Raw genomic sequence first — 12,606 nt, 5'->3', positions numbered from 1 at the left:
GCAACGATGTTGTAGGTTTCTTCCTCTTGTCCGAATTTGTAACCGTAGTTTTGAGATTCGGTTTCGGTGGTTTCGCGCACCAGAGAGCTGGTAACGAGAGAACCGTGCATGGCGCTGAACAGAGCACCACCGAACACACCAGCAACACCCAGCATATGGAAGGGGTGCATCAGGATGTTGTGCTCGGCTTGGAACACCAACATGAAGTTGAAGGTCCCGGAGATGCCCAAGGGCATACCATCAGAGAAAGAACCTTGGCCGATCGGGTAGATCAGGAACACGGCGGTAGCCGCAGCAACCGGAGCGCTGTAAGCCACGCATATCCAGGGACGCATACCCAAGCGGTAGGACAGTTCCCACTCGCGGCCCATGTAGCAGAACACACCGATCAGGAAGTGGAAAATCACTAACTGATAGGGGCCGCCGTTGTAGAGCCATTCGTCGAGGGAAGCTGCTTCCCAGATGGGATACAAGTGCAGACCGATCGCATTAGAGGAAGGAACAACAGCACCAGAGATGATGTTGTTGCCATACAGCAAAGAGCCAGCAACGGGTTCCCGGATACCGTCGATATCAACGGGAGGAGCCGCTACGAAGGCGATGATGTAGCAGACGGTCGCGGTCAGCAGAGTCGGGATCATCAGCACGCCGAACCAGCCGATGTAAAGGCGGTTTTCGGTGCTAGCGACCCACTCGCAGAACCGATCCCACAGATTAGCGCTTTCGCGCTGCTGTAAGGTGGTCGTCATAAGTTCTTATGATTGCTATTACGTTGTCAAGGTAGTCGGTAGTTGTTTTCCTACCGTGATTCCTACTTTACATCCTTTATAGATTTTTGTAAAGGGTTTTCAGAAAAAATTTTTGGATTTTTTTTAAATCTATAAATCGTTTAATAACTATTTGGCGATTTAAGCGAATGAAAGCCGCCAAAACCGTTCGGATTTAGCTGCTAAGTCGAACGGGAAAATTTTGCCGTAAAACCCTTGCCATGCAGTATTTTTAGCGCCAAATTTGCCACCGGAAAAGCGAGAATAATGTTCGTGAAGAACACTTTCACGGATCCCTTTTTTTCTGTGCCGGAATTCAAACTTTGCTAAAAATCGGTACATGACAATTTAGTTATTTAGTGAGTAAAAATGCCGAGTCTGAAAATTTCTCAGGATGAGGGACCTACCTCGGCGGTTTCGGGAGAGCAGAAAATTGGTGGAAGTTGGGGAAAAACGCCGAAAAAACCCCCAGGTTTCCACCAACCCGGGGGAGATTATCCGATGAATCGGGAAAATAGCCGAGGGATTCAACCGGGAGGCCACTTCATCTGACGTCCGCCGAGGATGTGTAAATGGAGATGGTTCACGGTTTGACCGCCATCGGAGCCGTTGTTGATGACCACGCGGTAGCCGTTGGTGAGTCCCGCTTGTTCGGCGACGCGCTTGGCGGTCAGCAGCAAGTGACCCATCAAGGCGTGGTTGTGGGACTCGGCATCAGATAATTTGGCGATCGCTTCTTTGGGAATCACCAAAATATGCACCGGTGCCTGGGGACCAATGTCATTAAACGCCAGACACAGGTCATCTTCATAAACGATATCGGCGGGCACTTCCCGGCGGATGATTTTACTAAAAATGGTTTCTGTGGGTTCAGTCATCATTCCCTCTGAGTGCTAGGTATGGGCGAGGGAGGCGGCAATGGGCACGGATGAAAATTAGCCCCCTCTCCCGCAGGCCAGATGGACCTCGACCATCTGCTAGTTGTCATCTTAGAGGAACAGTGCCCCCAACTCACCCCTGCGCCAGTTTGTAAAGAAATATTGCAAAGGGTTGCATTTTAGCCGCGATTGTGCTAATTGGAGGGCGATCGCCGTCGGCGATGGAAATACCACCGTAACGTCACATTGTCCCCCGACGGGGACTACTCCGTTCGGCTTACTTAAACCACCACCCCTGATTCCCCGACTCTTTAATCTTCACTTTAGCTTCTCCGACTTCACAGGTTTCACCTTTACGGCAATGACCTATGCCGATGATATCGTTCAATACAGCATCTACATCAACGATTGAAATTTTGAACGTTCCATCAGGAATGTCAGCACTAAACTTGCAGCGAAAAGAATCCGCACATTGGGCCGTTGAAATCAATTCAACCCGATCGCCGTCAGGCAGACATAAAGTGCCCACCAGTGGATTCGTGAGACAGATGGCAAGATCTGGCGCGCCTTTCCAGATATCCCATTCTTTTTCATTGGCTTTGAGTTCGTTAATTTCTACAGTAATCGTGGTTATTTCTGCGAAAGCCATCTGAGGATAGGTGACAACCACCCCAATCGACCAGACCAGAATCAGGAACAAAATTTTAATCAGTTTCATCAACTCGATCTTCCATGTAGGTTAAAATTCTGACAGTTTTAGCAGTCTAACGTGGAAATGAGAGGACATTTAGCGGCGCACTTGGATTGGGCTATCTTTATCGAGGCGTGAGTCACCATTAACTGAAAGGCGAGTGCTAACCGCAGAAAAAAATGGATTCGACATAGCAAGGGCGCAAAGTATTTGCTTTGATATAAGGGGGGGGGGGGAAGGCGAAGCCTCGAGGAGAACATAGATGCAGGGAAGCAGAGAAATGGGCAGAAGAGGGAGAGAGAATTAGGGATAGATTACGGTGTGAAAAGCACTATAACGACATGTCGATCGCCTGAAACAGTGCTTGAATGTGCTGAGCCTCTTCGGGATTTTGGGCTTTGTATAAGTGCAAGGCTTGACGATAGGCGGCTAACAACTGGCGGATTAAGTTTACCTTACCATTAGCGGTTTGTAAGTTCAACAATACCCAACCGAGGTTACGATAAGCGGGTGCGAACTGGGGATCGAGTTTGACCGCTTGTTCTAAATAAGTTTTCCCTGGATGCCACTGACCGAGCTTGCCCAAAACGGTTCCCAAACGATAACAAATCCAAGGATTTGCAGGGGTTTGTTGGTATCTTTCTTCATACCATTTGGCAGCAGTGGCAAAGTCATCGAGATGTTCGCAGATCAGCCCGCGATCGCGCGCCACCCAATCGGGAAGATTATCGCATTGACTGGCTAAATCGAAACTCTGACCAGAGGCGACTAGGTTGCCATTACGGTACTCGTACCACCCTTGCAATCCCAAAGCAACCGGACTATGCGGGACTTGGGCGACAAACGATCGCACTCGTCGCGCCACATCGCTGGCTTTTTTTGTCGTTACTTTATCCAATGCTGCGATCGCAAAGGGGTAAACCCAGGATTGTAACGCGATCGCCTTTTGGGGCGGTTCCTGCTGAGATTTAAAAATTGCTTGAGTCGCGGCCCTGACCACGAACTTCCACTGACGGCGGTGGAAAGCGACCCACGCTTGGACTCCCAAACCAAATGTAGAATCCGGGTCTAACCTTAAAGCTTCTTGGATGGATGTATCTGCAGATTTCCAATTGCCCTGCTTCCCCAGTGCCCAAGCGAGGTTAGCGTGCATCCAGGCGTCTTGTGGACTGAGGCTGAGACCTTGCTGTAACTGTTGCACGGCATTAGACCACTGTAAGCGGCGACAACTGAGCAACCCACATACGCCGTAGCTGCGCCCGTCCCCCGGTTGGAGTTGCATTGCCTTTCGCGCCGCAGCTTCAGCGCGATCGCCATCCAGATAGACTAACACCAGAGCCAATTCCACCGCAGCTTCTCCATTATCGGGTTCTTGCTGCAAACAGGTTTCGTAAGTGAGAACTGCATCAGTTAAATTCCCTTGCTTGAGGAAATCTTTCGCTTTTTGATGGCGAGGAGAAACCAGTTTGCCATTTAGGGCATCGATAAAATCCTCGGCGGTTTGGATGCGCTCTGTGATGGGAAAGCTCATTCCCCTTAAAATCACTCGTTCGATGTGCGGGCTGATGTTAGGGTTGAGTTTTCGGGGGGGAATCAGGGGATCCGGCTGACCTTGATGAAGGATGTTAGCGCGCTCGATCGCCTCACTGGGTAACTGTCCGGTGAGCAATTCGTACAGAGAAGCGCACAGAGAATAAATATCAGAAGCGGCCAAGCGCTTAGCGCGCAAGGAATATTGCTCGAAGGGGGCGTATCCTGGGCTGAGCGTGCGGGTCATGTTGCCGGTTTTGCCGGCGATAAATTCTCGTGCGGTTCCGAAGTCAATTAAAACCGCGCGATCGCCAGGTCCTATCATAATATTCTCCGGCTTAATATCCCGATGGAGTAATTGGTTTTGATGAACAATGCTTAACCCCTGAGCCACTTGAATCAAATAAGGAATAACTTGATGCTCGTCAAGGCGGTTTTGTGGTTCGATAAACTCAGACAGTGGCCTGCCCTCGATAAATTCCATTGCGATATAGACGGTGGAATTTTCCTCAAAACACTCATAAACCTTGACCACATGAGGGGATTGACAGCGCTGTAAATAAGCCGCTTCCTGCTTAAACTTATTAATTTCTTCCCTGCGGTCGGCGGGAGAAATTGACGTCGGCCAGAGTACGGATTTACCTTGTCGGTATCCCCCTTCCGGCCACAACTCTTTAATTGCTACGATCGCCGCGTTAGGACAGTAAGTAGCCTTGTAGGTAATTCCGAATCCTCCTTGACCGATCGCTTTTTCCAGTTTATAATTGCCCTGTTTGAGTAGGGTTCCCAGGGGAAGCTGAAGTCCGGATGCAGGAGAGGGTAAAGGGGTCTGGGGACTGAGAGAGGTGCCGCAGACGATACAAAAGCGATCGCTTGGGGCGTTGTCATGTAAACAAGAGGGACAGATATTCGTCATCATCGATCGTCTTGGTGAATGGATAGAGGATTTTTAAATGGAGATCGGATAAGATAGGGAGAATCGCTGTTTAGCCACAGTGCAAATCATGTTGCTGTCCTGACTGGGGGAGAGGAGGGAACCCGGCGTGAGGTCAGGGTGCAAATAATATGGCTCGCCTTCGGGATAATCCGAGGGTTCCCTCGGTATTACTGAGAAATTTTAAAAGATAGCTTAACTTTACCAAACGCGATTTCGTCACCGGGATTTAAAGGGGTGGGGGTGGTAATTCTGGTATGAAAGCGATGGTGTCCGTTTGGTTTGATAAAGGTTCCGTTTGTGGACCCGAGGTCTTTGACCATCCAACCCCCACTGTCGGGGTAAATTTTAGCGTGCTGAAGCGACACAGTTTCCCCACCGAAAAAGTGTTTGAGATCGATATTCACGGGGGAGTTATGGGGGTGGGATATGCCGACGATCGCGACGCCGTTTAAGGGAAATTCGGCTTGAGGGGGGTTGAGTTGTGTGGCACACAGACGTGGGGGAGTGGGTGGGGTGGTGGAGTTAGGCGATCGCGGATTTTGCCCGATCGCCTCAATTAAATCCCGAGCAGTTTGAATGCGTTGTTCAACCGGAAAACTCATGCCTTTCAAAATCACCCCTTCCAGGTGAGTGCTGATGTTCGAGTTGAGTTGTCGCGGGGGAACCAGGGGATCGGGCAATCCTTGAGAGAGAGAATTAGCCCGCTCTAATGAGGGGGTCGGTATAGTTCCCGTCAACAGTTCGTACATGGAAGCACATAATGCATAAATATCCGTAGCCGGGAGACGCTTAGTGCGAGAAAGATACTGTTCGATCGGGGCGTATTCTGGCGTGAGAATCCGGGTCATATCCCCGGTTTTCCCCGCGATAAACTCCCGGGCGGTGCCAAAGTCGATTAAGATAGCACAATTGCGGCGATCGAGCATAATATTTTCCGGCTTAATATCTCGATGCAGTAAATTATTCTGATGAACCACGGTTAAAGCATGGGCAATCTGGAGGGAATAGTGGATAACGCGCGCTTCTTCGATCGCTTTCTCCGCTTTCACCACTTGGGACAACGGAATGCCCTCAATGAGCTGCATAACCATATAAATAGTATCATTGGCTTCAAAACAGTCGTAAACCTTAGCAATGTAAGGGCAATTGCATCGCTGCAAATAAGCCGCTTCCAGTTTAAACTTTTGGATTTGTGCTTGTTGAGAAAGCGGGGAAATGTAAGCAGGCCAAACCAGGGAATTGCCTTGTCTGTATCCATTTTCTGCCCATAATTCTTTAATTGCCACTCGGGCATTGTTGGGACGATAAATAGCCGCATAGGTAATGCCAAATGCTCCTCGTCCGATAAAATTGGTAATTTGATAGGTTTCCTGTTTGAGGAATGCTCCCACCGGAAGATGAAAGCCCACGGAAGGGGTTAAGGAGGTTCTGCAGACGATGCAGTACCGATCGCCCGGGCTATTTTCGTGGAAGCAGGAAGGACAGGTATTCGTCATGGCTGAAAGTCAGAACGACGGCGGTAAGAAAGGAACTCAAGGGTAATTGGAATTGCTTTGGAAATTAACTTCCACAGGAGTGACGCGACAGCGCAATGCCAATAGAGTAGCGTTATCCGGTGCGCCGCGTTGCAAAACTCGGGCGATCGCAGTATTCACAGCGGATTGCAATTCCGTGGATGGTGAGAATAGTTCCATCAGTTCGCGATCGCCGATCGAATCCCACACGCCATCGGAACATAACAATAGCACATCTCCATCGTGCAATTGGATATCCCCAATGGCTTGCACGTAACCGTGAGGAAGCTGTTTTTTCGACCCCAAGGATTTAATTAGCACATTGCGATCGGGATGTTGCTGACTTTCCTCCACGGAAATTTGACCGCTAGCAACCAGCAGCGCCACTAACGAATGATCTTCACTCAATTGGCGAAGGTCGCCGTTGCTGAGCAAATAAATGCGACTATCGCCCACATGAGCGATCGCCAACCTGCGAGACTTCGCCAACACTAAACTTAAGGTCGTTCCCCCATTGTTTACCGCCTCCGACACCTTAGCATTGGCACGTTCAACCAGAGAAACCAGCCATTCGCTTCCCATCTCCGGATTGCGTTCCTCTTCCTGGTGCAATCCATCCAGAACCGTCTTCACCGCCAACTGACTGGCGAGTTCTCCGCGCGCCATTCCTCCCATTCCATCCGCCAGGGCCGCTAAAACTATCATATCTGACTGACCCGATTCAATCTGGGCGATTCCGTAACTGTCTTCATTGTGCAATCGTCGGGGAGAAAGGCCCACGGTGGATTCACTGGCGATTTCCCAGCTCACGCGATCGCCGCTCAGGCTATTGCGAGTTTCGATCAACAAACTTCGCAGTTGTGCTAAAGAAAAGCGATCGTCAGGAATCGGAGACAGGGAGAGGGAGAGCAGTTGGGAAAAACGGGGAATCGAACAGTCTTTCAAGTCCAGCGATCGCTCGCCCGCCAGCGATCGCCCATAAAGCGCGTGATACAACAAGGCACCTACGGTATAGGTACTCGCTTTCTCACTCGGGAGGGGAGTGGCGGCCAATTCTGGAGCGCAGTAGGTTCCCATTAATCCGGAAGTCAATGTTGTTCCCTCGGGATAAGCGCAGGTCAAATCGAAACAGCGAATCGGTTTACCGATTTCGAGAAAATCCGGGTCTAGGTCGATCGTACACCAGCGATTTTGATACAAATACCACAACAACTGACAAATTTGGGCGGTGGTGGTTAAAGCATTCACTGGGGTGGGAGAATCTGCCAACCACTGACGCAAAGTGCGTTGGGAATCGGGAAAAGCAGTGAGCAACACTAAGCGATCGCCGTCATCCCCGGGAAGCGGTTCTTCCGGATAAAACTCTTCTTCCAGATAGTCGCTCTGGTTGGCGAGTTCTCCAGACTCGGCGGAATCTGGCTCCCTCCCCGTCATCGTCTCCTCACCGGAATCGGCTGGAACGCTCTCACAAGTTTCGGCAACATCTGGCTCCTCTTCCCCGGTGATTTCCGCTTCCCCGGTGATTTCCGCCTCCTCTGTGGCGGTTTCTCCCTCTACGGTGGAAGGCGCTAACGGTTCTCGCTCTTCCCGGAGAGATAGCACCGGTAGGGTCAATTCCCTTTCCCGTTGACTGGGGAGGGAAACCCACTCCTCGGGGGCATTCTGCACCCCCGTCTCTACCGCAGCCGGAGGAGGTTCACAAAGTTCTGACAGGTGGGCAACCCGGGTTTGTGCGAGTAAAGGAGCGACCAATGCATACTCTCCCAAACCGTCCCGCAGTTGTAACTCTTGTTGCAGCAAACCGCTGGCCGGCCCGACTCGCAAGAGGCCCATTTCACCACTTCCGCTCTCTTCCGGGTGGAAACGCACCTTGAAATAGCGAATGTGACCGTTGCGTTGACCGAGATTTTCCAGAACAGTTACCGAAAACTGTCCGATTTGTAATGAAGTGTTTTCTGAAATCACGATGTTGCTTGATAGTATCAGCTAGTGAAGTTATAGTGGTTCTCAATCCTTCTGAGAGGGCTTGACGGTAGCCGCCCCGCCTCCAAACTGGAGGGGCAATTGAGGCATTCCCTCTACCGGAAAGACTGGGACGGTTTTCCGGAGGAACTGCGGTGAGATTTACCCTGCAGTTCATCCGGTGATTTTGCCTTAAGAAGTTTGAAAGGTGAATTGAACCTTAGCAAAGGCCACTTCGTCACCGGGATTTAAAGGGGTTGGCGTGGTAATTCTGGCACCAAAGCGACTTCCGCCTTTGGGTTTGATAAAGATACCGTTGGTAGAACCCAGGTCTTTGACCATCCAACCGCCACCGTCAGGGTAAATTTCGGCGTGGTGACGGGATACTGTGTCCCCGCCGACAAAGCTTTCCAAATCGATATCCACAGGTCCGCTGTCCGAGTCGAATATCCCCACGAGGGATACATTGTTTAAAGCAAATTCGACTTGCGGGGCGTTGGGCTGTTTGGCCACCAGACGCGCCGGGGGTGGGGTGGTGACGCTGGCGACGGTGGGGGTGGCTGGAGCTTCGGCGGTTTCCAGGGGCGGATCGGATGGTTCTGGAGGGGCGATGGGCACGACTTGCGGCTCGGAAACGGTGGTGGGCGGTTCCGGGGCGGGAGGCGCTGCTGCGTTCAATTCCGCACCGCAGGCTTCGCAGAATTCTGCATCGGCGGGATTGGTATCGTAGCCACAGCGGGAACAAGTGATAGACATGGTTGGATCTCCGAATCAAGATTGGGATGTCAGGGGTGGCTGAATTGCGATCGCCACAATTCAGCAGTGGGCTAACTGAATGTTAGGTTTCGGTCATTTTGCGGATTTGTTCTTCTGAGAGACCGTCATTAGCGGTGTCGGTCATTTTCACGGTTTTACCTTTGGCACCCATTTTCACGGTTTTACGGGTTCCGGAGGAGAGTTTTCGGGTTTTGCGGACTTCTTCAATGCTAAGGTTGAGGGATTGTAACATGGCATCGTTGCCGATTTTGACGGTGACTCGTTTGGCGGTTTCGAGAAGTTGTGCGGCTTGTTCGGGATTGCGATCGGCCACGGCGGCGGCGCGATCGACCAGTTGAGAGATGTTGCGCTGTTGTACGTAGCCCATGACTTCGGGATTGGGTTGGGCCATTCCTCCTTGTCCGGGCACAAATTGGACGATGAGATTTTGTGGGAGCAGTTCCCCCCGTCGCTGAATACCGGGAACATCGTAAGTTAAACCCAGTTGGGCGATGCGAACCCGCGCGCCGGCGCGGCTATCAATATTGAATTCTAGGATAAAAATGGTATCGTCATTGGCGAGGGCGCTACCCATCAGATAAGGTTCTGCATCCAGAGGGATATCGGCGCGATCGGGATAAACGCGGCTGAGTCGTTCCAAGGTTACGCCTTTGACGGTGCGAATGCTGAGTTTGAGGTTGTTGATGACTTCGGATTGTACTTGTTGGACTTCCTCGAAAATTTTGGTGGGAAGTTCGGAAATGGCAATATCGGTGGTGCCATTGTTGCTGGCTGTTTCGACGACGTTAAAGATTTTTCCTCCCGTGCGATCGCTCAAGTGGTCTAACAAGTCTTCGTTGTAGTCGCCCACGCCTAAGGCGGCGATCGGAATTCCCGCTTGGGCAAATTGTACCGCTAAGTCTCGACAGTCGCTTTCGTCAAAGGTTTGTCCGTCGGTGAACAGGAGGGTGCGCCGACTGGTGAGATCGCAGTTTTGTAGCAGGTTGAGCGCTTGTTGCATTCCCAACGCCATCCGAGTACCGCCGCTGAACGATCGCAGTTGTCCGATCGCACTTTGCAGCGCCGCAGTATTTGTGGCCACAGTTAGGGGCAGCAAAACCGATGCGCTATCGTCAAACTGCACGATGGCGATGCGATCGCGCGGGTCAGCTTGGCTGGAATTCACCAGGCGATCGAGCGCTTCGATAACTACGTCGATTTTCGGTTTTCCCACCGTGGTCTCACTGTACATCGACCCACTGGTATCGATAACAAAGGTGAAGGTGGTCGAGGGACGACTGGCGGAAACCTCGGCGTGGGGACGCAGTTTCAGCATCACAAATAATTTTTGCCCCGCTTTGTCCGCCGCGAGGAATTCGAGATGGGGAGTGATGGATACATCAAGCATAGTGTTTCCCTCGGTGATTCTAATCAAAGTTTAATGGCGGAAACGCTCCACCTTGGGGAGAAATTTGCGAAAAGTCTGGGGGGAACAAATCCGGAATCGATCGCTCTCCCGGATCCTGCAGTCGATTAATTTTCTCGAATTCAATCGGGGGTAAATCCAGGGTCAACCGGGTGGACCGATAGCCTTCTTGGATATCTTCTACCCAAGTTTTCACAATTTTTTCAAGGTGGACATCGTTAATCGAACAAGCCGTTTTCTGTTGCAGAATCAATCGCAGTTCTTCGCGAAATTCTGCCCGATTAAACAAGCGTTCGGGTTGGTTTTCTTCTTCGGTGTTTAAATCCAGATGATGAGACACATCATCATTGCCATTGGATTGCGGATCGGTTTGCAGCTTTAAGGTGTATTGAACCATAAAACTCAGTTGCATGGCTGCATTTTCTGGGACTTTATCGCATTTATAGGGTTTTTTCAGATTGGTGAGGTAGAAAGAACGGCATAAATCCAGGAGTGCGTTCGAGATTGCAATCGGCGGTAAAAATGCGATTCCTGCTTAAAGCAAGACGGGATAAATTTCATCTCTACCCAGGGGATTTCCCGGGCACCCGTCCCGATTAAAAAAGAGTTGATTTGCGGCATAAATACTGGTTTAGTTTGCGGTTTATCATGGGATTTATCCTGGGTTTTAATGTAAGTTATAGGTCAATTTTTTTGCTGAATTTCCAAGGAAACGGTTCCAAACTGGCGACGAGAGCCATTGGGAAGCTCTTGTCGGAAAATTTTCATGTTTTGGTATTTGGGGAGTTGTTGAATGGCAGGGTCGAACTCTAAAATAACCTTTCCTTCTTCTACAAACAGGCGGGCGAACTTTTCCGGAAATCCTCCATCTTTGGGTAAATAAACGTGAGCGGTTTGGGCACTACCGATTTCGATGGGTTTTTTGCCTAGGGAAATGGTGGTAAATTCTGATTCGGTCCAGCGAACCCACAACACTGCTTCGCGATTTAACTGTTCGATCGCGGCGATCGCCAATCCGATACAAAATCCCAAAATTGCCGCGCCCGCTAACCGCCCTAACACTACCCCCACTACTGCATCCAGCAGCAGAAAGCCGATCGCCCCTAAAATCCCCCCGATCGCTCCCGCCATTAATGCTTTGTCCCGAGGGAGGTTGGGCACGAACAGAGACATGCCGCCACCTACCAGGGTTCCCAGGAGGGTCCACCCCGTCAAGCGCGCTACAAGAGATAAAGCGGGGAGGTAAACCGTGGGGAGGAATGCGAATTGTCCCACTGCTCCTCCGGTGAATCCGGCGAGGAACCCACCACCTCCACCCACCAGTCCTTCTCTGCGCGTTAGCAGGCGACGGCGAAGGGTGCGGTTTTGTCCCACAATTAAGGCGATCGCCGTTCCCAAGGCTAACCATCCGGTCCACACGCCGATGCGGAATATACCAAATATCAAACCATAGTCCCCGCTGCGGTCTGATTCGACCAGTTGCTGTCCGTAAATTACCCTTTCGGCGGCGCGGAAGGCGTTGTCAATTTCTCCGGAATTGGCGTAAAATACCAAGTCGCGATCGCCGGTGAGGGAAATCAGATAGTTGACTTTCGCATCGCCGGTTCCCACCGCCACTAGATTAATCCCCGCTTGTCGGATTTGTCTGGCGATGGATCTGGCCCTAGCTTTGTTATTGGGTTGCCCGTCGGTAAACAGGAGAATATTCGCCCCTAAGTTAGTATTTCCCAGCACAGAAGTTGCTGCGTTGAGACCTTGGTCTAAGTTGGTGGTTCCGGAGGTTTGCAGATTGGCGATCGCTTGTTGCACTTCGCTTTCTTCCGCGTTTAAGTTCGTCAGAATTCTCGCGCTGCTGGCAAATTCCACCACCCCTAACTCGTGAACCTTTAAATCTTGTCGGTCCACAAATCCACTCGCCGCCATTTGCACTTCCGATAGTTTTCCCCCGCTCATGCTACTCGAGGTGTCGATCGCCAGAACCACCGCTTGCGGTTCTCTCCCCGGCGGACGATGGGTCAGCCACAGCCACACTTCCCCTAAAATTGTGGCGGCGACCAGACATCCGGTTCCTCCAAACAGTCCGAAAACTAACGGTTTCCGTAACTTCTCCGTGAAAGTTCTATACAGGTTGCCTACCATAGTTCG

General features: G+C 51.0%; 10 protein-coding genes. All 10 read right to left on the bottom strand.

Annotation, left to right across the window (positions count from 1 at the left end; genetic code table 11):
• On the bottom strand, nucleotides 1-749 hold a 749-nt coding region (locus LKK83_RS05975; protein WP_324630027.1), incomplete at its 3' end, for a photosystem II q(b) protein.
• Nucleotides 750-1,294: 545 nt separating this feature from the next.
• Complete coding sequence (locus LKK83_RS05970) at nucleotides 1,295-1,645, bottom strand: histidine triad nucleotide-binding protein (RefSeq protein ID WP_442957285.1); 351 nt, start codon at nucleotides 1,643-1,645, stop codon at nucleotides 1,295-1,297.
• A gap of 277 nt (nucleotides 1,646-1,922) precedes the next feature.
• Nucleotides 1,923-2,363, bottom strand: a complete 441-nt coding sequence (locus LKK83_RS05965) for a hypothetical protein (RefSeq protein ID WP_324630024.1) — start codon at nucleotides 2,361-2,363, stop codon at nucleotides 1,923-1,925.
• A gap of 304 nt (nucleotides 2,364-2,667) precedes the next feature.
• Nucleotides 2,668-4,785 (bottom strand): protein kinase domain-containing protein, encoded by a 2,118-nt coding sequence (locus LKK83_RS05960; RefSeq protein WP_324630023.1) that lies wholly within the window; start codon nucleotides 4,783-4,785, stop codon nucleotides 2,668-2,670.
• Nucleotides 4,786-4,970: 185 nt separating this feature from the next.
• The gene (locus tag LKK83_RS05955) at nucleotides 4,971-6,299 is read right to left on the bottom strand and encodes a protein kinase domain-containing protein (protein WP_324630022.1); all 1,329 of its coding nucleotides are present in this window, start codon (nucleotides 6,297-6,299) and stop codon (nucleotides 4,971-4,973) included.
• A 36-nt stretch (nucleotides 6,300-6,335) separates the two neighbouring features.
• The gene (locus LKK83_RS05950) at nucleotides 6,336-8,282 is read right to left on the bottom strand and encodes a protein phosphatase 2C domain-containing protein (RefSeq protein WP_324630021.1); all 1,947 of its coding nucleotides are present in this window, start codon (nucleotides 8,280-8,282) and stop codon (nucleotides 6,336-6,338) included.
• A 189-nt stretch (nucleotides 8,283-8,471) separates the two neighbouring features.
• Entirely contained in the window at nucleotides 8,472-9,035 is a 564-nt protein-coding gene (locus tag LKK83_RS05945) for an FHA domain-containing protein (protein ID WP_324630020.1), read from the bottom strand.
• Between the two features lie 82 nt (nucleotides 9,036-9,117).
• A complete protein-coding gene (locus tag LKK83_RS05940) occupies nucleotides 9,118-10,443 on the bottom strand; it encodes a vWA domain-containing protein (RefSeq protein ID WP_324630018.1) in 1,326 nt (441 codons plus the stop codon).
• 19 nt (nucleotides 10,444-10,462) lie between these two features.
• Nucleotides 10,463-10,873: a hypothetical protein gene (locus LKK83_RS05935; RefSeq protein WP_324630017.1), complete on the bottom strand. Its 411-nt coding sequence runs from the start codon at nucleotides 10,871-10,873 to the stop codon at nucleotides 10,463-10,465.
• Between the two features lie 272 nt (nucleotides 10,874-11,145).
• On the bottom strand, nucleotides 11,146-12,600 hold the full coding sequence (locus LKK83_RS05930) for a vWA domain-containing protein (RefSeq protein WP_324630016.1): 1,455 nt from the start codon (nucleotides 12,598-12,600) through the stop codon (nucleotides 11,146-11,148).
• Nucleotides 12,601-12,606: the final 6 nt, after the last annotated feature.

It is taken from the genome of Phormidium sp. CCY1219, from assembly GCF_035615515.1.
GTDB lineage: Bacteria > Cyanobacteriota > Cyanobacteriia > Cyanobacteriales > Laspinemataceae > CCY1219.
Note: the sequence above shows the minus strand (reverse complement) of the source record. Positions and strands in the feature narration are given on the sequence as shown.